This is a genomic window from Pseudoduganella sp. R-31 (assembly GCF_049913235.1).
GTDB lineage: Bacteria > Pseudomonadota > Gammaproteobacteria > Burkholderiales > Burkholderiaceae_D > Rugamonas.
This window is the reverse complement of sequence record NZ_CP183986.1, coordinates 5,184,620-5,209,144: the sequence shown is the minus strand read 5'-3', so window position 1 is coordinate 5,209,144 and position 24,525 is coordinate 5,184,620. Positions and strand designations below refer to the sequence as shown.

General features: G+C 59.4%; 19 protein-coding genes. 11 read left to right on the top strand and 8 right to left on the bottom strand.

Annotation, left to right across the window (positions count from 1 at the left end):
* Positions 1-28 precede the first annotated feature (28 nt).
* The 8 genes from ACN9MY_RS23680 to ACN9MY_RS23645 all read left to right on the top strand — a co-directional run bounded on the left by ACN9MY_RS23680 (position 29) and on the right by ACN9MY_RS23645 (position 9,968).
* Positions 29-1,111 carry an ABC transporter substrate-binding protein gene (locus tag ACN9MY_RS23680; protein ID WP_426318794.1) on the top strand — a complete coding sequence of 361 codons (1,083 nt, stop codon included), beginning with the start codon at positions 29-31 and terminating at the stop codon, positions 1,109-1,111.
* A 10-nt stretch (positions 1,112-1,121) separates the two neighbouring features.
* The gene (locus tag ACN9MY_RS23675) at positions 1,122-2,897 is read left to right on the top strand and encodes an ABC transporter permease (RefSeq protein ID WP_426318793.1); all 1,776 of its coding nucleotides are present in this window, start codon (positions 1,122-1,124) and stop codon (positions 2,895-2,897) included.
* A 28-nt stretch (positions 2,898-2,925) separates the two neighbouring features.
* Complete coding sequence (locus tag ACN9MY_RS23670) at positions 2,926-3,987, top strand: ABC transporter ATP-binding protein (RefSeq protein ID WP_426337658.1); 1,062 nt, start codon at positions 2,926-2,928, stop codon at positions 3,985-3,987.
* A complete protein-coding gene (locus ACN9MY_RS23665) occupies positions 3,975-5,051 on the top strand; it encodes an AbrB family transcriptional regulator (protein ID WP_426336220.1) in 1,077 nt (358 codons plus the stop codon). The genes ACN9MY_RS23670 and ACN9MY_RS23665 overlap by 13 nt, the downstream gene beginning before the upstream one ends.
* 106 nt (positions 5,052-5,157) lie before the next feature.
* Positions 5,158-7,044 carry an MFS transporter gene (locus ACN9MY_RS23660; RefSeq protein ID WP_426318791.1) on the top strand — a complete coding sequence of 629 codons (1,887 nt, stop codon included), beginning with the start codon at positions 5,158-5,160 and terminating at the stop codon, positions 7,042-7,044.
* Positions 7,045-7,161: 117 nt separating this feature from the next.
* Complete coding sequence (locus ACN9MY_RS23655; RefSeq protein ID WP_426336219.1) at positions 7,162-7,881, top strand: hypothetical protein; 720 nt, start codon at positions 7,162-7,164, stop codon at positions 7,879-7,881.
* 142 nt (positions 7,882-8,023) lie between these two features.
* The gene (locus tag ACN9MY_RS23650; protein ID WP_426336218.1) at positions 8,024-9,466 is read left to right on the top strand and encodes a reverse transcriptase family protein; all 1,443 of its coding nucleotides are present in this window, start codon (positions 8,024-8,026) and stop codon (positions 9,464-9,466) included.
* 40 nt (positions 9,467-9,506) lie between these two features.
* Entirely contained in the window at positions 9,507-9,968 is a 462-nt protein-coding gene (locus ACN9MY_RS23645; protein WP_426318788.1) for a YaiI/YqxD family protein, read from the top strand.
* Between the two features lie 45 nt (positions 9,969-10,013).
* Here ACN9MY_RS23645 and ACN9MY_RS23640 read toward each other — a convergent pair whose 3' ends face one another.
* The 3 genes from ACN9MY_RS23640 to ACN9MY_RS23630 form a co-directional block, all read right to left on the bottom strand.
* The gene (locus tag ACN9MY_RS23640; protein ID WP_426318787.1) at positions 10,014-10,283 is read right to left on the bottom strand and encodes a hypothetical protein; all 270 of its coding nucleotides are present in this window, start codon (positions 10,281-10,283) and stop codon (positions 10,014-10,016) included.
* Positions 10,284-10,391: 108 nt separating this feature from the next.
* Positions 10,392-10,832 (bottom strand): hypothetical protein, encoded by a 441-nt coding sequence (locus tag ACN9MY_RS23635; RefSeq protein ID WP_426336217.1) that lies wholly within the window; start codon positions 10,830-10,832, stop codon positions 10,392-10,394.
* A gap of 24 nt (positions 10,833-10,856) precedes the next feature.
* Entirely contained in the window at positions 10,857-11,918 is a 1,062-nt protein-coding gene (locus tag ACN9MY_RS23630) for an SPFH domain-containing protein (protein WP_426318785.1), read from the bottom strand.
* Here ACN9MY_RS23630 and ACN9MY_RS23625 point away from each other — a divergent pair.
* Positions 11,899-12,780: a hypothetical protein gene (locus ACN9MY_RS23625; protein ID WP_426318784.1), complete on the top strand. Its 882-nt coding sequence runs from the start codon at positions 11,899-11,901 to the stop codon at positions 12,778-12,780. The genes ACN9MY_RS23630 and ACN9MY_RS23625 overlap by 20 nt on opposite strands.
* A 282-nt stretch (positions 12,781-13,062) precedes the next feature.
* Here the strand turns inward: ACN9MY_RS23625 and ACN9MY_RS23620 are convergent, their stop codons facing one another.
* The 4 genes from ACN9MY_RS23620 to ACN9MY_RS23605 are packed head-to-tail and all read right to left on the bottom strand — an operon-like array spanning position 13,063 to position 18,835.
* Positions 13,063-13,329 (bottom strand): PAAR domain-containing protein, encoded by a 267-nt coding sequence (locus ACN9MY_RS23620; RefSeq protein ID WP_426318783.1) that lies wholly within the window; start codon positions 13,327-13,329, stop codon positions 13,063-13,065.
* Positions 13,326-14,426: a T6SS immunity protein Tli4 family protein gene (locus tag ACN9MY_RS23615; protein ID WP_426163270.1), complete on the bottom strand. Its 1,101-nt coding sequence runs from the start codon at positions 14,424-14,426 to the stop codon at positions 13,326-13,328. The genes ACN9MY_RS23620 and ACN9MY_RS23615 overlap by 4 nt, the downstream gene beginning before the upstream one ends.
* Positions 14,416-16,095, bottom strand: coding sequence for an esterase/lipase family protein (locus tag ACN9MY_RS23610; protein ID WP_426318782.1), 1,680 nt, complete (start codon positions 16,093-16,095; stop codon positions 14,416-14,418). Before ACN9MY_RS23610 ends, ACN9MY_RS23615 begins: the two co-directional genes overlap by 11 nt.
* Positions 16,096-16,102: 7 nt before the next feature.
* Entirely contained in the window at positions 16,103-18,835 is a 2,733-nt protein-coding gene (locus tag ACN9MY_RS23605) for a type VI secretion system Vgr family protein (protein WP_426336216.1), read from the bottom strand.
* 167 nt (positions 18,836-19,002) lie between these two features.
* Between ACN9MY_RS23605 and ACN9MY_RS23600 the strand changes: the two genes are divergently transcribed.
* Together ACN9MY_RS23600 and ACN9MY_RS23595 are read left to right on the top strand one after the other, a co-directional pair.
* Complete coding sequence (locus ACN9MY_RS23600; RefSeq protein ID WP_426337657.1) at positions 19,003-20,205, top strand: efflux RND transporter periplasmic adaptor subunit; 1,203 nt, start codon at positions 19,003-19,005, stop codon at positions 20,203-20,205.
* A 15-nt stretch (positions 20,206-20,220) separates the two neighbouring features.
* Positions 20,221-23,352, top strand: coding sequence for an efflux RND transporter permease subunit (locus tag ACN9MY_RS23595; protein ID WP_426336215.1), 3,132 nt, complete (start codon positions 20,221-20,223; stop codon positions 23,350-23,352).
* Between the two features lie 18 nt (positions 23,353-23,370).
* Here the strand turns inward: ACN9MY_RS23595 and ACN9MY_RS23590 are convergent, their stop codons facing one another.
* Positions 23,371-24,456, bottom strand: coding sequence for an RNA-guided endonuclease InsQ/TnpB family protein (locus ACN9MY_RS23590; protein WP_426336214.1), 1,086 nt, complete (start codon positions 24,454-24,456; stop codon positions 23,371-23,373).
* Between the last annotated feature and the right edge of the window lie 69 nt (positions 24,457-24,525).

Below are 24,525 nucleotides of genomic sequence, written 5' to 3'. Positions count from 1 at the left end.
CATCCCTCAAAAATTCTAGGAGACACAAATGATCAAGACGACCCTGGTGGCCGCCGCGGGCCTGTTCGCGTGCACCGCATTCGCACAATCGCCGGCAGGCTATCCTGCCGATTACCAGAAAGTCATCGATGCGGCGAAAAAAGAGGGCAAGCTGGTGGTGTACGGCGCCACTGACAGCAAGGCTGCACAGCCTCTGATCCGCGACTTCAATGCCCTGTACCCTGGCATCACCGTCGAATACAACGACATGAACTCGACCGAGGTGTACAACCGCTTCATCTCCGAAATGGCAGCGGGCGGCAACACCGCCGACGTGATGTGGTCGTCCGCCATGGACCTGCAGATGCGCCTGGCCTCCGACGGCTACGCGCTGAAATACAAATCGGTGGAAGCGTCCAAGATTCCCGGCTGGGCTGTGTGGGATGACCAGGCTTACGGCACGACCTTCGAGCCGGCCGCCATCGTCTACAACAAGCGCCTGGTCGATGCAAAAGAGGTACCGCAGACCCACGCCGACTTCGTGAAACTGATCCAGCAGCCGAAGTTCAAGGACAAGGTCACCACCTACGACATCGAGAAATCCGGTGTCGGCTTCATGTTCATGAGCCAGGACGCCAAGGAATACCCGAAATTCCTGGAACTGGAAAACGCCTTCGGCGAAGCCAAGGTGCGCGTGCAGTCTTCCACCGGCACCATGATGGAGCGCATCTCCTCCGGCGAAAACCTGATTGGCTACAACGTGCTGGGCTCTTACGCACTGGTGCGCGCCAAGACCGACCCTTCGATCGGCGTGCAACTGCCCAAGGACTATACCCTGGTGATGTCGCGCGTAATGTTCATCAACAAGGGCGCGAAGAACGTCAACGCCGCCAAGCTGTGGCTGGACTACACCCTGTCGCACCGCGGCCAGACCATCATCGCCAACGAATCAAAGCTGTTCGCGATCCGTGCCGACGTGACCGGTGAAACCACTTCGTCCGACCTGGTCAAGCAAATCGGCCAGGACAAGATCAAACCGGTGCCGGTGCACCCGATCCTGCTGCAGTTCCTCGGCCCGCAGAAACGCATGGCCTTCCTGAAGCAGTGGAAAGAAACCGCTGGCAAGAAATAAGGAGTTGTAAATGACCACCGCGACTTTGCAGGGAAGTGGCCGCGCCGGCATCAACTGGCCGCGCGGGATTGTGGCAGTGCTGACCTGCACCGCCATCTTCCTGCCGCTGATCCTGATCTTTTACCAGAGCTTCCTGTCGGCGCCGTTCTTCATGCCCGGCAAGGAAGTCGGACTGGATGCCTTCCGCTTCATCTTCGATGACCCGGACTTTGCCGTGGCATTCAAGAATGGCTTGCTGCTGGCGGCAGGCCTGGCCGCCATCGCCGTGCCTTTGGGCGGCATGCTGGCTTTCCTGATGGTGCGCACCGACCTGCCGGGTCGCGGCTGGATTTCCCCGCTGCTGCTGGTGCCGATCTTCGTCTCGCCGATGGTGATGGGCTTCGGCTATGTGGTGTCGATGGGACCTGTTGGCTTCTACTCCACCTGGGTGAAGGACCTGATCGGCTTCATTCCCTGGAATGTGTATTCCTTCACCAGCATTGTGATCATCGCCGGCTTGACCCACGTGCCGCATGTCTACCTGTATGCGTCCTCGGCGCTGAAAAGCCTCGGTTCGGACGTGGAAGAAGCAGCCCGCGTGGCCGGCGCCTCGCCGCTGCAGGTGATGTTCAACGTGTCGCTGCCGATGATCATGCCGGCCCTGGCCTACGCGGGCGTGCTGGTGTTCTTTCTCGGCTTCGAAGTGTTCGGTCTGGTGCTGGTGCTGGGCGACCCGGAAGGCCACCTGGTGCTGCCGACCTACCTGTACAAGCTGACCAACAAGCTGGGCACTCCGTCCTACCATTTGATGGCTGCCGTGGCCGTGTGCCTGGTGGCGGTGACCATGCCGCTGGTGATGATCCAGCGCTGGCTGCTGAAATCGGCCAACAAATACGTGTCGATCAAGGGCAAGGGCGCGCGCAGCAAGGCGCTGCCGCTGGGCCGCTGGAAGTGGCTGGCGTTTGCACTGCTGGGCGCATGGCTGCTGTTCACCATTGTGATGCCGCTGTCCGGCATTGCGCTGCGCTCCTTCGTGCAGTACTGGGGCGAGGGCGTGAAGCTGGCCGACGTGTTGACGCTGCAGCACTTCCGCGACATCTTCGAACAGCATGCGCTGATCCGCGGCATCATCAACACGGTGCTGATCGGCGTGATCGGCGGCGGCCTCGCGATCTTCTGCTACAGCTTCATCGCGCTGGCCATGCACCGCAAGCCGGACCTGCTGACCCGTATCCTCGACTACAGCGTGCTGGTGCCGCGTGCCGTCCCCGGCCTGCTGGCTGGCCTGGCTTTCCTGTGGGTGTTCCTGTTCGTGCCGAGCTGGCTGGACGGCATGCTCAAAGGCTCTGAAAACGGCCTGGCGGTCTGGCTGGTGGAAAACGCGATCCCTGCGCTGCGCAGCCTGCGTACCACCATCTTCGCGGTGTGGCTGGCGTACTCGGTAGTGTGGATGGCTTACGGCATGCGCCTGATTTCCACTGCGCTGCTGCAGGTCGGCCCTGAACTGGAAGAAGCTGCGCGCGCTGTCGGCGCCCGCCGCGGCCAGGTAACCCGCGACGTGACCCTGCCGCTGATCAAGTACGGCTTGCTGGGTGCGTGGCTGATGATTTTCCTGATCTTCGAACGTGAGTATTCGACAGGCGTGTACCTGCTGTCGCCGGGTACCGAAGTGATTGGCGCGCTGATCGTGTCGCTGTGGGCGGGTGGTTCGACCGACCTGGTGGCTGCACTTTCCTTCATCAACATCACCCTGGTCGGCATCGGCCTGGGTATCGCGCTGCGCTTCGGCGTCAAGCTGCATAACTGAGACATAGATCATGAAACGAGACCTGAAAATGAACGAACTGTCCGTCGAAGACCTGCACCTGGACTACGGTACCGGCGCCCACGCCAACCCGATCCTGAAAGGCGTGTCGATGCACCTGCAAAAAGGCGAAGTGGTGGCGCTGCTGGGCCCATCGGGCAGCGGCAAGACCACACTGCTGCGCGCCGTGGCCGGCCTGGAAAGCCCGCGCCTGGGTTCCATCGACATCGGCGAGCGCCGCGTGTTCGACGGCAGCAAGGGTTATGAAATGCCGGCCGAACAGCGCAACCTGGGCCTGGTGTTCCAGTCCTATGCGCTGTGGCCGCACAAGACCGTGGCGGAGAACGTGGCCTACGGCCTGAAGCTGCGCAAGATGAACAAGGAAGAAATCGGCCGCCGCGTGGGCGAGGTGCTGAAACAGCTGGGCCTGGGCCACCTGGGCGAGCGCTTCCCGCACCAGTTGTCGGGCGGCCAGCAGCAGCGCGTGGCGATTGCCCGTGCGCTGGTATACAACCCGCCGGTGATCCTGCTGGACGAGCCGCTGTCCAACCTGGACGCGAAACTGCGCGAGGAGGCGCGCGCCTTCCTGCGCGAACTGATCGTGCGTCTTGGCCTGTCGGCGCTGATGGTGACCCACGACCAGGATGAGGCGATGGCGATTTCCGACCGCATCCTGCTGCTCAATAACGGCAAGATCGAACAACAGGGCACGCCGCAGACAATGTACGAAACGCCGGAGACCTTGTTCACGGCTGAATTCATGGGCAGTAACAACCGCTTGCCTGGCAACCTGGTTTCGCGCGATGGCGACTGCGTGGTGATCGAGGTAGCCGGCACCAGGCTGCAGGCGACTGCGCGCGGCAAGGGCGGCGAAACGATCGCTCCGCTGATTCGGGTTGAAGAAGTGCGCGTGAACAGCAGCGAGGTGGAGAACTCGCTGCAGCTCGCGCTGGTCACCTGCATGTACCTTGGTGATCGCTGGGAGTGCCTGTTCAAGCGCGGCGACATCAGCGTGCGCGCTCATTCGAAATACCGCCTGCAGGACGGCCAGTACTGGCTGCAACTGCCGGCCGACAAGCTGTGGGTCTTCTGACCCGCCACCGTTGCTTCCTCCAAGCTTTGGCGGCCGGCTTGCTGGCCGCTTTTTTTTGCAGGTGGCTCGATACTCCGCTGCCCTGGCTGATCGGGCCATTGTTCGCCAGTGCGGCGCTGCGCATCGCCGGCGCCGACCTGTGCTGCCCGGTTCCCGCACGCGCGGCGGGGCAGTGGGCAATCGGCACGGTGCTTGGCCTGTACTTTACGCCCGCAGTGTTGGCGGTGGTGGCCGCGCGTGCCGGCTATATTGCGTTGGCTGTCGCGTTTGCGCTGGCGTTGGGATGCCTGTGCGCCTGGCTGCTCAAACGGCTGGCGGACGTCAGCGCTGCCACGGCGTTCTTCTCCATGGCGCTTGGCGGCGCCTCCGAGATGGCCGTGCAGGGCGAGCGGCATGGCGCTGTGGCGCAGCATGTGGCGGCGGCGCAGGGCGTGCGGCTGATGTTCGTGGTCAGCTTCCTGCCATTCGTGCTGCGTTACTGGAGCGGGCATGGCATGCCGCCGCTGCCGGCCGGCGCGTCACTTGCGCCAGCGAGGGCAGTTGCGGCGCTGCCGCCCGGCGCGGCGGAAGCATTGCTGGCATTCGGCCTGCTGGCCGGGGTCACATGTGCCATGGGATGGCTGCTATGGAAGCGCGGCGTGCCGAACGCCTGGGTACTCGGCCCCCTGTTCGGCGCCGGGCTGCTGGCGGCGGCGCAAGTGCCAGTCGGCGCCGTGCCTGAATGGATGGTGCGCACCGGCCAGCTTTGCATCGGCCTGTCGCTTGGCACCCGCTTCACGCCAGGCTTCCTGCACACTGCGCCGCGCTTCATGGCGGCCGTGGCCGCCTGCACGGCAACGGCGCTGGGACTGGCAGCGCTTTTCGGCCTGGTGCTGGCGAAATTCGGCGGCCTGCATCCAGCAACAGCCTTGTTGGCGACATCACCCGGCGGGATCGCGGAAATGGCGCTCACCGCACGCGCATTGCACGTTGAAGTGCCGGTGGTAACGGCCTTCCACGTATGCCGGATGGTGGTGCTAGTATTGGCCGTCGGCCCGGCATTTCGCCGACTGCTACGCATGTGACGCTGCTGTCGAAAAGTATTAAATTTCGATACTTTGACAAGTCGGGTTGAGAGCTTGGGCAATGTGCTGTATGTTGTCGATATTTTCACTATTCCCGTGACGCAACATGAGCCATCCCAGCCAGTTCGATCTCCTGAAACAACGCCGCTTCGCGCCGTTTTTCTGGACCCAATTCCTCGGCGCGTTTAACGACAACCTGTTCAAAACCGCGCTCGTGGTGGCGCTGGCGTTCGAAGCGTCAAGCTGGACCACCCTTGACCCGTCGCTGATCACCAACCTGGTGCCCGGCCTGTTCATCCTGCCATACGTGCTGTTCTCCGCCACTTCCGGCCAGATTGCCGAGAAAGTAGAGAAGGGCAAGCTGGCGCGCTTCATCAAGTGGCTGGAAATTGGCATCATGGCCGTTGCGGCCGTCGGCTGGTTCACCCACACGCTGGCGTTGCTGTTGGTCGCCGTCTTCGGCATGGGCATGCACTCGACACTGTTCGGCCCCGTCAAATACGCCTACATGCCGCAGCACCTGAAGCCGGAAGAACTCACCGGCGGCAACGGCATCGTTGAAATGGGCACCTTCGTCGGCATCCTGCTTGGCCAGGTATTCGGCGCCATCATCGTCAATCACAAGCCCGGCGGCATCACCTGGCTCGCTGCCGCCACGGTATTTTTCGCGGTCGCAGGCCTGGTCACTGCGCACGGCATCCCGAAAACGCCAGCGCCGCAGCCCGACCTGAAAGTGAACTGGAATCCCTTCACCGAATCGATCCGCAACCTGCGCTTCTCGGCCGGCAACCGTTCCGTCTTCCTGTCCATGCTGGGCAACTCCTGGTTCTGGTTCTATGGCGCGATCGTGCTGGCCCAGTTCCCGGTCTATGCCAAGGACTACCTGAAAGGCGACAACAGCGTCTTCGTGCTGTTGTTGACCATGTTCTCGCTGGGGATCGGCGCCGGCTCGCTGCTGTGCGAAAAGCTCTCCGGCCGCAAAGTGGAAATCGGCCTGGTGCCGTTCGGTTCCATCGGCCTGTCGGTGTTCGGCATCGACCTGTACCTGGCCAGCCAGGGCTACAGCGCACCAGGCGAAGTCAATGCCTACGCCATGGTCATGCTGCCCGGCGCATGGCGCATCATCTTCGACGTGGTGATGATCGGCGTGTTCGGCGGCTTCTTTATCGTCCCATTGTTCGCACTGATCCAGCTGCGCGCGGACCCGCAACACCTGTCGCGCACTATCGCCGGCATGAACATCATGAACGCGCTGTTCATGGTGGTGGCGACCGGCGTGGCAATCGTGCTGCTGGGCCAGGGCTTCACGATTCCGCAGGTGTTCCTCGCCACCGCGATCATGAACGCCATTGTGGCGGCGTACATCTTCTCCCTGGTGCCCGAGTTCCTGATGCGCTTCCTGGCGTGGCTCCTGATCCATACCGTGCACAATGTGAAGACTATCGATGCCGACCGCATCCCGGAAGAAGGCGGCGCCGTCCTGGTCTGCAACCACGTGAGCTACGTTGATGCGATCGTGATCGTGGCCGCCAGCCCGCGCCCGATCCGCTTCGTGATGGACCACCGCATCTTCAAGACCCCATTCTTCGGCTGGATCTTCCGTACTGCCAAGGCGATTCCAATTGCACCTGCCAAGGAAGACCCATGGCTGATGGAAAAAGCCTTTGTCGACATCGCGCAAGCGCTGCATGAAGGCGAACTGGTTTGCATTTTCCCTGAAGGCAAGCTGACCAGTACTGGCGAGATGAATGAGTTCAAAGGCGGCATCAGCAAGATCATCGAGCGCACCAAGGTGCCGGTGATTCCGATGGCGCTGCGCGGCCTGTGGGGCCACCTGCTTAGCCGCAGCAAGGATGGCTTGCTGGAGCGCGCCTTCCGCAAGGGCTTCCGTTCGCAGCTCTCGCTGGCAGTCGGCCAGCCGGTCGAACCGACCGAAGTGAGTCCGGAACTGCTGTATCGCCAGGTAGCAGAACTGAGGGGCGACTGGAAGTAGAAAAATGTCGTTAATGGTCTAAGCGGGCTACATACCTCTACATACAAAGGCGCCATCCCGGCGCCTTTGGTCCTTTTTACAATTGGTTTTCCAAAACTTTTGTGAGAAGGGCAGTCAATGAAAACAATCCTGAGAACCGGCATCTCCGTCGCCATGCTGTCCCTGCTGGCTGCTTGCGGTGGCGGCAACGAGACTGACAATCGTCCTAAACAGGTCTCGGCATCGGTGGACTTCGACAAGGATGGCGTTACTGGCTGGACCGGGAGTTCCTCGGACTATACGCCGGAGACTGCGCCGACCAATGTCGTCTTCGAGCAGCGCACGCTGCCAGCTCCGCTGACCGGCAAGGGTTACCTGGTTGGCGGCACCAATCGTAGCGACGACCTGTTCCTGTTTGTGAAGAAGCAGTTCTCCGGCCTGGCCAAGAACACCACCTACAACATCAACTTCTCGCTCAAATTTGCCAGCAATGCGCAGACAGGATGCATGGGCGTGGGCGGGGCGCCGGGCGAAGCGGTGTGGGTCTATGCGGGCGCCACGGCCATCGAGCCAAAGGCAGTCACGGTCAACAACGCGATCCGCATGAATATCGATCGCGGCAACCAGGCCGAAGGCGGCAAGGAGGCGCAAGTGATCGGCAATATCGCCAACGGCCAGGCTTGCGGGACCGCGGTGTCCTATGCCAGCAAAACGCTGAAGAACGACAAGGCGCAGAAGGTGACGACCGATGCGAATGGCGCGGTATGGATCCTCCTGGGCATCGATTCGGGCTTTGAGGCCTACTCGCAGGTGTTCCTGCAGAGTATCCAGCTCGACGCCATTCCGGCGACGCTGTAAGCGCGGCAGTGTTGACCTGCCAGCAAAAGTAACCTACTGTGTCGGCGGGGCGGAACCGTCAAGCCGGCATGTCCATGCTTCGTGCAGGGACAGCCTCTGCGGGGTTACCCCGCGGGATGTTTAATGTTCTGCATTTCGCCGCATGAGCCGCATTGCGCTTGCGCGCAAGAGCGCTCACGCATCACGAGACTCGTTGACGGCTCTCCGCTCCTTCAATTTCATGGATATCGAAAAACTCACTGCGCTGGCTCTGGCCGACACGATGCTGGCCACGGACGGCAGCCCAGAGAACCTGGTCGCCGCATGCACCCGTGTGTTCGCTGCGTCGCAGCCGTGGGCGCCCGGCATCTGCATGGCGCTCGCGCTCCGAACCGGAGAGAACTTCCATTACTTCAGCCGGCACGAGCTGGCAGAAATCCTGCTGGAGCTTCTTGGGCGCGGATGCGTGGACCTTGATGAAGATGACGAGGCCGGAGACAGCGCACCGCCATTCATCGAGCTGCCGGCCGTGCGGCGCTATTGCATTGACCAGCCGAGACGTCCCCCAAAGCCGGCGTGGCTCGCCGCACTCGCGCCACCGGAACTGCAAACGGTTGGCGACCTGGCCGCCTTGCTGAATGAGCCCGTCGGCGCACTGCGCTGGTTTGCCGACCAGTGGCGCATCGCGCGCGACGAGCAATCGCGCCTGCAGCATTATCACTACCGTTGGGTGCCAAAGCGTAGTGGCGGCCAGCGGTTGATCGAAATTCCCAAGGAGCGGCTACGCCGCATCCAGCAGACAATCCTGCGCCGGATACTGGACCTGGTGCCGCCGCATCCATCGGCACATGGCTTCCGGCGCGGACGCTCCTGCGTCACGCACGCCGCCCGTCATGCAGGCCAGCATGCGGTCATCCGCATGGACCTGAAGGATTTCTTCCCGAGCATCCAGCACTCGCGCGTCCAGGCGCTGTTTGAAAAGCTGGGCTACCCGGAGAGCGTCGCCGGCACGCTCGCGCGCATCTGCGTCAACCGTGCGCCCCATGGCCTGTTCCTCGACAAGCAGGCAGGAGGCTCGCTGGCCTGGTCCGAGCGCCAGGCATTGAAATCGCCGCATTTGCCGCAGGGTTCGCCGTGCTCGCCTGCACTGGCAAACCTTTGCGCATACCGTCTCGACATTCGGCTTGAATCGCTGGCGCGGTCGATGGGAGCGTCGTATAGCCGCTACGCCGACGACCTTGCTTTTTCCGGTGGCGAGGAGTTCGCGCGGTCCGGCGAGCGTTTCCATATCCAGGCTGCTGCAATTGCATTGGAAGAGGGCTTTCGCGTGAACACCCGCAAAACGCGGTTGATGCGCGAAGGGACGCGGCAGCAGGTGACGGGCATCGTCATCAACGCACATCCGAACATTGCGCGCGACGAGTACGACAGGCTCAAGGCGGTGCTGACGAATTGCATGCGTCATGGTCCCGCATCGCAGAACCGGCAGAACCATCCCAACTTTCAGTCCTACCTGGCAGGCAGGATTTCTTATGTGGCGATGGTAAATTCTGATCGTGCAGCCAAGCTTCAGCGCCTATTTGAGAATATAGTTTGGCCAACTTGATTACAATGTCTGATTCTTTTTATCGGATTCGATGTAATTCATGCACATTTGGGTAGATGCGGACGCCTGTCCCGCAGTGATCAAGGACATTCTGTTCCGCGTAGCGGACCGCACGCAGATCGAGGTCACGCTGGTGGCCAACCAGTTAATCCGCGTGCCGGGGTCCCGTTTTATCCGCGCATTGCAAGTGCCGGCAGGCGCGGATGCCGCCGATGCGGAGATCGTCGAACGCGTCAGCGCTGGCGATATCGTCGTCACTGCCGATATACCCCTGGCCGCCCAGGTGCTGGAGAAGGGCGGCCTGCCGCTCAATCCACGTGGCGAGTGGTACACCAAAGACACCATCGCGCAGCAATTGACGATGCGGGCATTCATGGAAGAACTGCGCGGTGCGGGCGTCGACACTGGCGGACCTTCGGCCTTCAGTCAAGGCGACCGTCAGAACTTTGCCAACTCGCTGGATCGAGAATTGGCGCGCAGAAGGCAAGGCCGACCTGCGTAAGTCCCGATCACGGTCAAAGTCCGGCTGGAGCTGCACTTGCTCGGCTCACTTTGCGTCGAGCCCTTTGTTAAGGACATCGGCAACGACAGTATTCAAGTCGAGCCCACGGTCGTTGGCCAGGTCGTGCAAACGCTTCACCAGGTCGCTATTCAGCTTGACTGCAAACGGTACCAGGCCAAGAGCCTGATCGCGTTTGCGCTGTTCGCGCTTGTCGACGGCAGGGCTGGCCGTGGTGCCGAACGAAGTCGCGCCCGGTGCGACCATCTTGCCCATCAGCTTTTTCGCGTCGTTCTTTGCCAAGTCTGTTTTCTTCACATCGCTCTCCAATCAAAAGGCGCAATTCTACGCGCTTGGCCAAGTGGCTCGTTAACGCATTCTCCGTGACATCATAAGATCCAAAGCTGGCCGAGATCTTGATCGCTCCTACTTGAGCGCGTGATTTCCCGGCGCGCGCTGCGCCACGACGTGTTCCACTTCATCGCAAATCTCCTGGGGGAATGGCCACTCATTGCATGGAATCGTATTTTCATCGAGGAAGTCCTGGGCGGCACGCAGGATAAATTCGGTCTCCGCTATCACCCGCTGCGAGTGCCAGCATACGATGTCGATTTCTGATTTGGCGCGTGCCAGGCTGTTCGCGACCGATAGTGCGGCGTCGAAATCCCTCGTCGCGCCAACTGCACTGCGCGCCGCAAGGGCCATTGCGTATTGTGCCGCACAAACCCATACGTGGGAGCGGGCGCCGCGTGACTTATCGAGGAAACCGCAGACGTCCTGCAATGAACTGCAGGCCTTCAGTTCCGGTACGAGTGTAGTTTGAGGTAGCTGTTTCATGTAAGTGGGCATGAGAAAGCGGGCCGGCATTCTCGTACCGGCCCGCGTCGAAGATTATTCCTTCTCAGTGGTTGCGGTCAGCTCGCCTGCCTTGATGGCGCTCATCAAGCCAAGCAGGGTGCTGAAGGCGTTGTTGTCGCCGCCACCCATCTGGATCTGCGGCACCAGCGGAATCCTGGACGCCTCGAACGCTTCGGCCAGGCGCAGCATCACGGTCTGCATCAGCTGCTTGTCGGCGCCTTCGCCTTGCATTGCCTCGGATTTGGCCTGGATCGCGGCGGCTTCCGCTTCACCCACCGAGCGGATCGCGGATGCGCGGCCCGAACCCTCCATCTCCTGCTTGAAGCGTTCGCCCTGCGCCAGCGCTTCGATCTCCTGGCGGCGCTTCTCGGCGGCCTTCACGTTCGCGGCGCCCTGGTTCTCCTTGATCGAGATGTCGACAAGCGAGCCGGTCAGCTCTTTCTGCTTGGCGGCGCGCTGTTCTGCTTCATTCAGCTCGCGTTCCTTGTCGGCGGCGATCTGCTTCTGCGCGAACGTTTCTACCTGTTCGCGGGCAATCTGGCGGTCGCGCAGCTGGGCCATGATGTTCTCGATCTTGTAGTCGCCTTGCTGCGGCTTCGGCGTGCCGATCAAGACCTCCTGGAACTCCAGCGAGTACGCCTGGAAGCGTTGCCTCATGTCTTCCGAAGCGTTGTGCTGCAACTCGCTGCGCGACTGGATCAGTTCAATGAAGGCCTTGGTCTGCGAGACGTTCTTGAAGTAGGAGGACACCATCGGGTCCAGCGTCTGTTCCACCAGTTGCGCCACGTTGCCGAAGCGCTGTACCGCCATCGGCGCCTTCCGATAGTCGATGTGCACCACGACCGACAGCGGTAGCTGAGGCTCGAAGGCATCCTTGGTGATCAAGGTAATTTCTCTCAGGTTCTTGTCGAAGCTGGAACCGCTTTCGCCCGACTTCCACATCAGCACAAAGTTCGTGGTCGGTACCAGCTCGATCTTGCCGGCGTAAGTGTTGAAGGCATATTTGCCCGGCATGAGCGGGTCGCGCCACACACCGCGGCAGCCGCTTTCCACCAGCTCGCCGTGCGAGTATTCGGTGCCGGACCAAATCAGCACCCTTGCGTCCCGTGTAAGATACCACCACGCCGACGAAGCCGACCGGAATCACGGTCTTCTTGATGAACTCCACCGTCGCGAACAGGCGGTTGATGAAGTAGGTACCTTCCACCAGCAAGCGTTCCTGGCGGCCACGGCGACCACCGGCGGCGATGAACTTCTCAGGTTCCTGGTAGGAGTTGTGGGTATCGCCCACATCCGGCGCCAGCAGTTCGTCCTTGAGCAGGCCAGGACCATCCTGCACGGTGACCACGGCCAGCTGGTCGGAATCGTGCGAGCCGGTGGTTTCCTTGATGACGACAGGCGTAAACCCGTTGCGGTCGTCGAGCAGGCCGCGCATTTGTTCGTAGTAGATTTTTTCCTTGGCGTCGAGCGACATCGAGTACGTCGCTTCACCGGTCATCACTACGAACAGGGCTGGGTTGATGATGTGCGTACCTTCGCGCAGGATCTTGCGCTGCGGGCCTTTCTGCCCGCCGTTATTGAGGAAAGCGCGCACGTCGCGGAAGTCGTCGATGCCGGAGTTGTCTGCCAGGGTCTGGCCGGCGGGCAGGTCGATACCGTCACGTGCGAAGACGTAGCCGATGGTGCCTTGGGTGACGGACACCATTGGGTGAATGTGGACACGGTACTGGAACGGCGCGAAGAAGTGGAAACCGCCGCGGCGGAGTTCTGGCTGCAGGCCTGCTTCGCCATTCAGTGCGAGCAGCCCGCTTTGCACGGAGCCGGACGGGTTCCAGAGTTTTTCAACAACCCCGATACGGTCGTTCGAGATGTACTTGATGACGCCGGAAATCAACAACAACAGCAATGCAGCAAACAGAATCGCTGTTACAACGATGAGGCCAAACAGCTGGCTTGACATACATACCTTTCGGTTGTGGATAAAGCAGGGAACACGAATGCGTCACGGCGACGCATGTAGGCGCGCGTAAAGTCAGCGTCGCGGCGGGGCCGTGATGGACAAAGGGGCAGGGTGGTTGGCATAAGCCAGCGGGAGGAACTGCGGTTGCGCGTTGAGCACTGGTGACACGAGGTCGAACACGATTTTTTGTTATTGCTCTTCAATGAGTGCGTGAAATCATTCTGGCACACCTTGATAAAAATTAAAGATGCTGCACTGCGATTAGAGCTTTTTCTCTAATCAGGTTGAGGCGAAGCTTGTTGCTGTCGAAAGCAGTGTCGCGCCACAGCTCGTCTTGTCGCCCTCGTAGGCGACAGCTTTACCGTTGACTAGATGGCCGCTGTTGCCGCTGACGATGACGCAGTTCTGGTGGCCAGTGATCGGGCATGTACATCGATCACCTACCAGGGCGACTGGCTTTCCGCTGACACGAAATTGCGGGGCACTTGTGGCGACCACCTTCCCGCCATGAGAGGTTGGATCGCCAACTCGGATGACGTTTTTCATTTCGCGGTGTTTGTACTTTTGGTTTTAGGCACTGTGGGGCGTTCTCGAATTGAACCGATCAGGCGGTCCCACAACGCAATAGCCTCCGCATCGCTGATGCTCGGCGTTTTGGCTCCTTGAGTGTCTCCATCAACGCCAGAATGTAGCGCCAGGTCCAGCACTGGCAACATCGGATTCATTGGTTCGCCGTGGCTGACGAATGCAAATTCATGTGACTGATGTTCGTCTTTCTGGGCGGGTTTCCACGCCGCGACCTCGAAGCCTGTCCAGCCTCCAATAGTTCGATTGCCGCGCCTGAAGAATTTGATCCTGGAATACCAATCTGCGCCGCCTCGCTTCTTGGCTTCTTGCTCGGCGCCTACAATGCGCCACTCCAGTCCATCAGACTCCACCAGATCGGATTTGGCGGTCATATCGATCGAAAAATGGACGTCATTCAGCCTGACGCCAAGTGTTACGCGCTCGGTGTTAAATTCATCGAGAGGAGCGATGAGGGCACCGTCGATGCACATTCCTGGAGAGGTAGGAATTTCGTCGTCAGCTCGTTGGTGGACCCTTCTGCTTATTGCGTTTAGATGAGCCAATAGTTCTTGGTAATCATCAGTCTTTTTATAAGCGAAACCCCACGCAAGGAACAAGTCGTGACCGATTGGGGTATAGGAACGAAGCTCGTACTCATCTTCATTTGATCCTCTCATCGCGAAGACAATCTTTTGGCCTGGAACTGCCCCATCGATGATCTTACCGAGCATTGGCCCGGCATCACCCAACACTGTACTCGTGAGTTTCTTCTTCTCGGATGTTTCCGCTTGATCTGCTTTTAAAATTGAGTCGAGCTTTGCAACGCCAGAAGGAATAACGGCGATGTCAGCGCCGAGGTAGGCCGGGCCATATACCACCTCCGCTTGGGCTGGAACATCAATGAGAAAGCGCCCGATGCAATAGGTCTTTGTCTTTTCGAACCATCTTGAGATTTGATCATGTTTGGTTTTCATTTTAACTCCGGAGGTTTTATCGGCACCGGTTGCCTGAATAGGGGCTGCAGCCAGAATCCCGATCAGTGCGCTCAGAATCACGTCAGAAAATTTATGAGACATCGTTCCACCTCATCGTTTGAATGATCTTCACAAGCGAGTACAAAGTAGATCGAAGCGCAGCTTCATCCTTATAGCTATCTTGATGTTCATACCCGGATTGTCGAAATATCCCTTTCACCTTGCCGCTCTGGCGTTGATGATCTGAAGACCGCAGTGGCACTGTTTGATCACCGGCTCCTACGGACGGGCCTAGAGAGATTTTTATCGAACGTTTGTCTTGCGCGGTCTGGACCTTGAATTTGCCTTGCTGATTGTCTTCAGTAATGGCGAGATTTTCCCAGCCAAGATAAAGCTGGCCTTCCCCCACATTCCATCCGATGGTTTCCCATGAGTTGCGGTCGACGTCAGATCCATAGTGTGCGTAGGTATTGGGGTGGAAAAAATCCGCGATCATTTCGTGGAATCTTTGTGCAAGCCCTAGATACCGAAATGTCCTGCTTATGCTGACACCTTGTATTTTTGCTGGATTGAGCCATTCCTCCCGAATGAGTCGGTACCACTCGGTGCGCAATTTATATATTTCGTTGTAAGGGTTTCCATAGGTAGGTAGGCGCCTTATCAAGTTATTCCCCTGACGTATTTCTAACCAGCCATTTCCATATGCTGCACTCGGCAAGAGCTGCAATCCTCCCTGTGAGTTGCCAAGGACTGCAGTGACCTCTGGTCCAAAGTTACCAAGGACTTTTGGGGCAGGGGCCCATCCGACCAGGCCCTCTTCAAAGCCACAACGCATTCGCCGGTAAGCGGCAGGTGCGCCACGGGAAGGCATCACCCCATGCACGATGCCCTGGATTTTTTCCATGGCACCTCCAATTTCGGGATGCACCAAAGCACGCGCGACCAGTCCTCCCATGGAGTGTGTGACGACAATGACTTTCTCGCAGTGGAAGCCATTAGAGGAATATTCGGCAATCAGTGCATTTATGCGTGCAGCGATTTTCGTGGCAGAGATCGCGTTAGATTCTAGCCAGTTGTACCCCATTGCATGAACAGGGAACCAGGCCGACGAGAGAGCGTCTTTGATATCGCTCATGCTTAGCGGAGGGATAACAGGTGTATCGGTGGCTTGCCAATTCCGAGGAGATTGGGTAGCGATGTCTTTCCAGGCATCGTCGATGTCTGGAGCGTTCAACTTCGATTCACACTGTTCCAGAAGAATGCGATAGCTTGAATATAGAATTTCCTGCCATCCGCGACGCTTTGCTTTGTCCCTCTTTGATCTCCTTGGTATGACTGTAGCTGGATCATCAGTAAGAAGAGGGGAGTTCGGCGTAAAGGGAAGGTCAACATCAAGTCCGCCAATGGCATGCCTGTCATCGGACGTTTCCTTTCGCGTGCCCGTTGGGCTTCGGCCATTGTCATATGTATCAACCTCTGTCGCATCTGGATCCAGCGCTAGTTGGCGATACGCCGGCGTTACCGACATAAGATCAAGTGCCTCGCCTTTCCTGTCCGGCCGCCATGCAATGTTGTTCTTTTTCTTGAGCGTCCACTGCCTCGGCTGCGACATGCGCAGGTTTGATCCCATGATCCCAGGTAGAAAGACGATGGGTATGACCTTCTTGGGCGGAACAACGAAACGCTGTGGGCGTTTGTCCTCCTTGGGAGTGCAAAAGCCTTCGGACTTGGTGCCGCCGGTTTCGGGGCGAATGGGCAGTTGGATTGACATACTTCACCTAGTCGAGAAGTTCGATCGAGTATTTCGCGAACGCGGTCTTCGTGGAGAACCGTTCCGTTAACCCACTCGCGTCAGTCCTTCCTTCAATTACCTTGCCGTCTTCGAGCTCGATTCGGTACCGCCTTTCCGCGAGTGGGCGGGCAGATCGGAGGTCGGTAATCACAACTTGCTGGTCGTGCTCGGACTCGGCAGAGGGGACCTGCTTGCTCTCGGGACTTCCATCGCCGCCGTTGAGGTGTTCGAATTTCGAGGACTTGATCGTATGCGCGCCGGTACTTTGCTGGATAATCTTCCCGCCATCGCAATCGATCTGGGTTCCCTGAGCGACCATCTTGATCTTCGGAGAGTGCAATTCAATTCCATCATTTGCGACCAGCTTGATGGCCTTGGAAGATGCGATCACGATGCTGCCATCGTGCGATTCGATTTTTATGTCGCCGCTTGCTGCGATCAGCTTCATTCCGAGTTTGCATGCCAGCACATTGATCCCCTTGGCGGCCCTGGCAAAGAGGCTTCCACCAGCACCAATGTTGGTGTTTCCGACGCTGTTGGCAAACAGGTCGGTTTGAGCAGCGAGTGCTATTGCTTCCGAGCTGCCGGCGATGATTCCCTCTGCACCGGATATCGCCACCAGCGGCGCGCCTCCGTTCGCTTTCCAACTCTCCAGCTTGTCGGTTAAGGCATTGAGCGAAGCGTTATCGCCATGATCTTCAGAATGTGCGTCGGCAACTGATGTAAGGTGAGACGAAACATTTTTGGCAAGGATGGCTATTCCTTGAAGATGCTCTCTGTCCAGGAGTTCTTTTTTTGGACCAGTGAAGCGATTGGCGGCAATCAAAACCCCCGCTTCGCCCCGGATGGAAATAGCCTGTTCGCTCCTTAGTTCAGCGCCTTCGCCACGCGGGTCACCAGACCCGCCAGCCCTGTCGGACGTAAGGAAGCCCAGATTCAATTGGCTGCCGCCATGGTCGCTTGCCAGTTGCGCGCTGATTTCATTTGCGGTGTCATCGAAACGAAGCTGGCTCCCCCTGCTTCCGAAAATCTCGCGGCTGCGGATGCCAGACATGTATCGATTTGTCGGCAGGCCGTCTGCGCGACTCATGGCGGGCGGCAGCCCCCGTTGATTGAACAGCTGCCCAACTATGACCGGCTTATCCGGATCAGCGCCAATGAAAGCGACCAGTACTTCGGTGCCAACCCTGGGAAGCCCTAGATAGCCGCATTGGAGTTGAGAACCTGGCCCGTTGCCAGCCCAACTGCTGGCGACGCGTACCCAGGCGGAGTCCATATCGGTCTCCGCAGCACCTGCACCTTGTGCATGCTGATGATCAGCAGTTCTCGTTGTGCGGAACCGTACCTTTACCCGGCCCAGTTCATCGCAATGGACCTCTTCGCCGTCTCGCCCGACGACAACGGCGCTCTGAATTGGTATGTTGGGGAGTTCAGTACGCGCGTCGTACGATGGAACGATAGGGATGCCGCGCCGGACTGCGTCGAAACTGACCCTGATGTGAGTGTTGGACTGTTCGTCGCCAGGGTCTTGGCAATTTACGCGTTGCATCCACTGGTTGCGAGAAAGCAGGCGTTGCATCCGCTCTGTCAACCCTTGCGACAGGTTGTTCGAAATTGCGAGATGTAAGGACGTAATCACAAATTCGCAATCAGGACCGGAGTGCGCATCTATCTCAGGATGCCCTTCCAAGGCAAAGTATTCGCCCGCGCAAAGGTCGCGGACGCTGCCTGCACCGCGGAAGCATTTGGATTCATAATCGTGGCGGTCGATTGCCAACTGGCCTAGCTGGCAGAGGTCGTCGTAGTCGCTACCCGCATGCGGTGACAGCACCTGATAGTCGTCCAGCGTAGCGGACAATTCGTACGCTGTCTCCCCATGCTTCATGTTGCTGTCGGCTGTGGCCGTCTGATAATCCGCATTACCAGGCTGCTTATAGTCCCAACTGTAGCGCGTGACTTTGGATGGTTGCAGGGTGCGGCTTGCGCACCAAGACGTGATCGTGTCGCGATCTTCGGTTGCGGCATCGCGGTGATAGCGAACGACGCCGGCGCTATTCGGCTGGAGGCCGTTAGAGTCATTGAATAACACCATCGTATGGGACGGATGGTTTCCTTGGTCCGGACGGAAGAACCATGCCACACCGCGCCGCTTGAGCATGCGCCGTATGAACGCGGCATCCGGCTCGTTGTATTGCATGGTGAATTCACGCTGCGGGTAATTGGCATTCGCGAGAATTTCGTCCAGTTCATACCTGAAGCAGGTGCCTATGATTGGATTGGTATGGATCCATTCGTCGAGAATGTGCTGCACGATTTCCACTTCGTTCTTGTTGCGGAACACGCGGGTGTTGGTGCGTTTTTCCATGATGGATAACGCATCGCGCAGCACAATCTGATAGCTGGCCAGTCCGCCGTCGCTGTCTCCGGCGCGCGCTTCCGTGACGATGCCGCAAATGCTGCGCAAGTCTCCACGATCGGTGACGATGTCTACCGCCACGGGTAGAGCGATCAGTTCTTTCAACGGGATATAGGCATCGAGGGAGACGCAGAAGATGCAGTATTCAAGGCCCCCGCAAATAGACTCGCTGCCGTCTATGCATTGCGGCAGCAGGACATCTTCCAGCATCTGCGTGCTGTGGGCGAGGCGTAGGCGAAGGGGGCGATCGTCTGAAAGCAGGTCTTTGTCTTGCCGGAAGAAGCTGAGCAGGGCGTTGTCCACTTTTTTGCTCCCATGGCTTGGTCAATGCGGTAGCTCATGTTTGCACGCGTAAAAGATGTCGACATTGATCTTCGGCAAAGTGCTAATTACTGACCCGCTGGTCAATTTTTTGATTTGTGTTAGAATGATCGTTCATTCTAAGTCTTTCGGGAAAAAAGATGAAAAACATGCAAAAGAATTTCATGCTGCTGGGTGCTGCTGCCGCAGTAGCCGCAATGGTCGCTGGATGCGGCGGCAAACAGGCGGGTCCAGCCCAAGGGGGCGCCCAGCAGGCGCCGGAAGTCGCGGTCTTCACCGTGGCGCCGCAAGCGCTGGCCATGAGCACCGAGCTGCCGGGCCGCACCGCTGCCTACCAAGTCGCTGAGGTGCGGCCACAGGTGGGTGGCCTGATCCAGAAGCGCCTGTTCACTGAAGGCGCCGACGTCAAGGCCGGCGTCCAGCTTTACCAGATCGATGCCGCAATCTATGAAGCTGCCTTCAATTCCGCCAAGGCCAACCTGGCCAAGGCCAAAGCCAACCTGGCTGCCGCCACGCCGAAAGTCGCCCGTTATAAGGAGCTGGTGGCAATCGAAGGCGTGAGCCGCCAGGATTACGACGATGCCGTCGCCGCCCACGAACAGGCCAAGGCCGAAGTGGAGGCGGCACAAGCCGCCGTCGATTCGGCCCGCATCAACGTGGATTACACCAAGGTGGCATCGCCGATCTCCGGCCGCATCAGCCGCTCCAATGTGACGCCGGGGGCGCTGGTAACTGCCGGCCAGGCCACTGCGCTGACCACCGTGCAGCAATTGGACCCGATCTATGTTGACGTGACTCAGTCCAGTGAGGAACTGCTGCGCCTGAAGCGCGAAATGGAAAGCGGCTCGCTCAAGAAAGGCGACGGCCAGGCGGCGGTGACGCTGCTGCTTGCAGATGGCAGCAAGTACGCGCTGCCGGGCAAGCTGCAGTTTTCCGACGTCAGTGTTGATCCGGGCACCGGCAACGTGACCCTGCGCGCATTGTTCCCTAATCCGAAGCATGACCTGCTGCCTGGCATGTTCGTGCGTGCCGTGCTGGAAACGGGCGTCAGCGAGCAAGCCATCGCCGTGCCGCTAATGGGCGTGACCCGCAACCCGAAAGGCGAAGCTACGGCCTTGGTACTGAACAAGGAAGGCAAGGTTGAACAGCGCGTGCTGCAAACCGGCGGCACCATCGGCGATAAATGGCTGGTGAAATCCGGCCTGGTTGCCGGCGATCGCGTCATCGTCGAAGGCCTGCAGAAAGTGAAGCCTGGTGGCGAGGCGCATGCGACGAGCGCCGTGGTGGCAAAGAACACCTCCGGTACCGCCACGACTGCGGCTGCCGACAAGCCTGCTGTCGCGGTGCGCTAAGCGGAGGTTTTCATCATGTCTCGTTTCTTTATCGACCGGCCCATTTTCGCCTGGGTGCTCGCCATCGTTGTGATGCTGGCGGGTGTGATGGCGATCAAGGGCCTGCCCATTGCGCAGTATCCAAGCATTGCGCCGCCATCGATCTCGATCACCGGTTCCTATCCGGGCGCATCGGCCAAGACGGTGGAAGACGCCGTGACCCAGATCATCGAACAGAAGATGAAGGGTATCGACGGCTTGCGCTACATGTCGTCGAACAGCGATTCGACCGGCGGCATCAATATCACGCTGACCTTCAACAGCGGCACCAACCCGGACATCGCCCAGGTGCAGGTACAGAACAAGCTGCAGCTGGCTACGCCGCTGCTGCCTAGCGCTGTTACCCAGCAAGGCCTGGTGGTGTCGAAAGCAACCCGCAACTTCATGATGGTGCTCGGCTTCATTTCCGAAGACGGCAAAATGAAGAATTCCGATCTGGGCGACTACGTGGCTGCCAACGTGATCGATCCCCTGAGCCGAGTGCAGGGCGTGGGCGATGTGACACTGTTCGGCTCCCAGTACGCGATGCGCATCTGGCTGGACCCGCAAAAGCTGCAGGGCTTCCAGCTCACGCCTGCTGACGTGAGCGCGGCCATCCAGGCGCAAAACGCGGAAGTGTCCGCCGGTGAACTGGGCGGCGCGCCAGCCGTGCCGGACCAGCAGTTGAACGCCACGGTGACGGCCCAGAGCCGTTTGCAAACGCCGGAGCAATTCGGCGCCATCCTGTTAAAGACCACGGCCAGCGGCGCCACCGTGCACCTGCGCGACGTGGCTCGCATTGAGCTGGGCAACGAAAACTACAACACCGTGGCGCGCTACAACGGCGCACCTGCGGTGGGCGTGGCGATCAAGCTGGCGACCGGCGCCAACGCGCTGGACACCGCCGATCTGGTGAAGAAGAAGATCGAAGTAATGGGCAAGCAGTTCCCGCAAGGGATGAAGGCCGTGGTGGCATTCGACACCACGCCTTTCGTCAAGCTGTCCATCGAAGAAGTGGTCAAGACCTTGGTGGAAGCGGTGATCCTGGTGTTCATCGTGATGTACCTGTTCCTGCAGAATTTCCGCGCCACCCTGATTCCTACGCTGGCCGTTCCGGTCGTGCTGCTGGGTACCTTCGCCGTGCTGTTCTCTCTGGGCTATTCGATCAACACGCTGACCATGTTCGCGATGGTGCTGGCTATTGGCCTGCTGGTGGACGATGCCATCGTGGTGGTGGAGAACGTCGAGCGCGTGATGACGGAGGAGGGCCTGTCGCCTAAAGAGGCGACCAGGAAATCGATGGGCCAGATCTCCGGCGCGCTGGTAGGTATTGCCATGGTGCTGTCCGCCGTGTTCGTGCCGATGGCCTTCTTCGGCGGTTCGACCGGCGTAATTTATCGCCAGTTCTCGGTGACCATCGTTTCCGCGATGGTGCTTTCGGTGCTGGTGGCCATGGTGTTCACGCCTGCGCTGTGCGCGACCTTCCTGAAACCTGGCGCACACGTGTCTGAAAAGGGCTTCTTCGGCTGGTTCAACCGCAGTTTCGACCGCAGCAGCACCAAGTACCAGGGCTGGGTCGGCAAGATGATCAACCGCAGCGGTCGTTCGCTGGTGGTGTACGGTGCGTTGCTGGCCGTGCTGGCAGTGTCGTTCATGCGCTTGCCGACTTCCTTCCTGCCGGAAGAAGACCAGGGCATCCTGTTCTCGATGGTGCAGCTGCCAACCGGCGCCACCCAGCAACGCACCCTGAAAGTGCTGGAAAAGCTGGAGCACCATTTCATGGAGGATGAAAAGGCCTCCGTGGCATCCGTGTTCACCGTGGCGGGCTTCTCGTTTGCCGGTAACGGCCAGAACGCCGGCCTGGCCTTCGTGCGGCTGAAAGACTGGTCCGAGCGCAAGAGCCCGGACCTGAGCGTGAAAGCTGTGGCTGGCCGTGCCATGGGCGCCTTCTCGCAAATCCGCGAAGCCATGGTGTTTGCCTTTGCTCCGCCAGCCGTAATGGAACTGGGTAATGCCAGCGGCTTCGATTTGCAATTGCAGGACCAAGGGGGCCTTGGACACGAAGCATTGATGGCTGCGCGTAACCAGCTGCTCGGCATGGCCGCCAAGAACCCGCTGCTGATGGCGGTGCGTCCGAACGGCCAGGAAGATACGCCGCAATTCAAGCTCGATATCGACCAGCAGAAAGCTACCGCGCTGGGCCTGACCGTGGCCGACGTGAACAAGGTGCTGAGCGTAGGCTGGGGTTCGTCGTACGTGAACGACTTCGTCGACCGTGGCCGCGTCAAGCGCGTTTACCTGCAAGGTTCGCCGGAATCGCGCATGTCGCCGGAAGACCTGAACAAATGGTTTGTGCGCAACGCGCAAGGCGAGATGGTGCCGTTCTCCGCCTTCGCCACCGGCCGCTGGATTTACGCTTCGCCGCGACTGGAACGTTATAACGGCGTCTCGTCGATGAACGTGCAGGGCATGCCGGCGCCAGGCGTCAGCTCCGGCGTGGCGATGGCTGAAATGGAAAAGCTGGTGGCGCAGCTGCCGGCCGGTATCGGCTTCGAGTGGACCGGCCTGTCGGTCGAAGAACGCGATTCCGGCTCGCAGACCACGGTGCTGTACACCATCTCCGTGCTGATCGTGTTCCTGTGCCTGGCCGCGCTGTATGAAAGCTGGTCGGTGCCGTTCTCGGTGCTGCTGGTGGTGCCGCTGGGCGTGATCGGTACCGTGCTGGCGACCTGGGGCTTCCACCTGTCGAACGACGTGTATTTCCAGGTCGGCTTGCTGACCGTGGTCGGCCTGTCGGCGAAGAACGCGATCCTGATCGTGGAATTTGCCAAGGAACTGCAGGAAAAGGGCATCGAACTGCGTGAAGCCACGCTGCAGGCAGTCAAGCTGCGCCTGCGTCCGATCCTGATGACGTCCATCGCCTTCGGCCTTGGCGTGCTGCCGCTGGCCATTTCGAGCGGCGCGGGCTCCGGCAGCCAGAACGCCATCGGCGTGGGCGTGCTGGGCGGCATGCTGACGGCTACTTTCCTCGGCATCTTCTTCGTGCCGGTGTTCTTCGTGGTGGTGCGCGCATGGGTAAGCCGCAAGGCTTCCGCCGCACCGGCCACCCTCGCTTCGGAGGCGCATTGATTTGACGTCCCCCCCGTCCTAAAGGACGGGGATTCCTGCTTCCAGCGTCGCACGTCCGCGACGGAGAATGCTTAACGCAGCATTACGATCACGATCATGTACCACACCGCATTCGCTGCATTCCCACTCTCTTATTCCAAGGCCTGCGATACCTCTCGGCCTCGAATCGGGCAATGCGCCACAATTCGAGCAGGTCTGGGTGGTAAAGCGTTCGTCCACTTCCACGTACCGCGCGCCATGCCTTATGGCCTTGTACGCCAGCATCTTACGGAAGGACGACCAGCCTGCATCAAGCACGGACTTCGCCAGGCTGGTTTGGGCGAGTCCACTGGCATTGACATTGCCAACAGCAATATGGTCGAAGACGCGGGCAAGCTCCACCGAACTTTTATGCAAGAAGTCCAGCCGTCGCCGCGCCGTGCGCGCCTGGATGGCTTTGATGCGGCGCCGCTTGTGGGCTCGCTGCGCTACCGCCAACGCCGCTTCGGCCTCACGATAAAAGCCCGGCGCCGGAATCTTTTCTCCCTCGGACGGTGTAGCGAGATCCTTCAAGCCAAGATCGATACCGACACCGTGGTCGAGTGGCCGGACCGGCGGCTCGGCAACCTCGATCACAATGTTGAGGAACCAGTTACCACGACTGGCAAAGCTTTTCACGGGGCCCGAATTGCTGCGCAATTCGTCTTGCGCAAAGCAACTGCCGTCCTTGATCTTCCCTTCAGGAAGCGGGCGCGAGTAAAACGCGCGGAACGTATTGCCAGCAAAACGAAAGGCGTTGCCTTCCCGATGCAGGTCGCGTCCTTTGAAAGGAATCCATCCCAAAGACTTCCGACCGCGGTAACGCAGATAAGGACGACGGTGTTGGGCACGCGATTTGGCGAACTGTTCGCATACGGCATTGATCACACCGGAGTGCAGTTCCAATTCCTTGCTGCTGCCGGTAGTCAGCTTGTTCAAGTCAAAGCCGGTCAGCCAAGGGCGCTCAAACCGCAAGGCATCTTTCTGCCGGTCATTGCAGTAGTTCCAGACGAAATTCACCTTACGGGCCTGCAGATCAAGCAGCCCGTTTTTCGATTTCACACGGAAACGGTAGACGAGAATCATACTGTAATTTTATACAGTATTTCACAAATCTCAAGGAGAACGGCCGCGTTGCGGCCGGCTCCTTTCACT

Bases quoted from the DNA above. Each gene is read 5' to 3' on its own strand.
- ACN9MY_RS23680 (WP_426318794.1), top strand. From the start codon at position 29: ATGATCAAGACGACCCTGGTGGCCGCCGCGGGCCTGTTCGCGTGCACC.
- ACN9MY_RS23675 (WP_426318793.1), top strand. From the start codon at position 1,122: ATGACCACCGCGACTTTGCAGGGAAGTGGCCGCGCCGGCATCAACTGG.
- ACN9MY_RS23670 (WP_426337658.1), top strand. From the start codon at position 2,926: ATGAACGAACTGTCCGTCGAAGACCTGCACCTGGACTACGGTACCGGC.
- ACN9MY_RS23660 (WP_426318791.1), top strand. From the start codon at position 5,158: ATGAGCCATCCCAGCCAGTTCGATCTCCTGAAACAACGCCGCTTCGCG.
- ACN9MY_RS23655 (WP_426336219.1), top strand. From the start codon at position 7,162: ATGAAAACAATCCTGAGAACCGGCATCTCCGTCGCCATGCTGTCCCTG.
- ACN9MY_RS23650 (WP_426336218.1), top strand. From the start codon at position 8,024: ATGAGCCGCATTGCGCTTGCGCGCAAGAGCGCTCACGCATCACGAGAC.
- ACN9MY_RS23645 (WP_426318788.1), top strand. From the start codon at position 9,507: ATGCACATTTGGGTAGATGCGGACGCCTGTCCCGCAGTGATCAAGGAC.
- ACN9MY_RS23635 (WP_426336217.1), bottom strand. From the start codon at position 10,832: ATGCCGGCCCGCTTTCTCATGCCCACTTACATGAAACAGCTACCTCAA.
- ACN9MY_RS23620 (WP_426318783.1), bottom strand. From the start codon at position 13,329: ATGAAAAACGTCATCCGAGTTGGCGATCCAACCTCTCATGGCGGGAAG.
- ACN9MY_RS23615 (WP_426163270.1), bottom strand. From the start codon at position 14,426: ATGTCTCATAAATTTTCTGACGTGATTCTGAGCGCACTGATCGGGATT.
- ACN9MY_RS23610 (WP_426318782.1), bottom strand. From the start codon at position 16,095: ATGTCAATCCAACTGCCCATTCGCCCCGAAACCGGCGGCACCAAGTCC.
- ACN9MY_RS23600 (WP_426337657.1), top strand. From the start codon at position 19,003: ATGCAAAAGAATTTCATGCTGCTGGGTGCTGCTGCCGCAGTAGCCGCA.
- ACN9MY_RS23595 (WP_426336215.1), top strand. From the start codon at position 20,221: ATGTCTCGTTTCTTTATCGACCGGCCCATTTTCGCCTGGGTGCTCGCC.
- ACN9MY_RS23590 (WP_426336214.1), bottom strand. From the start codon at position 24,456: ATGATTCTCGTCTACCGTTTCCGTGTGAAATCGAAAAACGGGCTGCTT.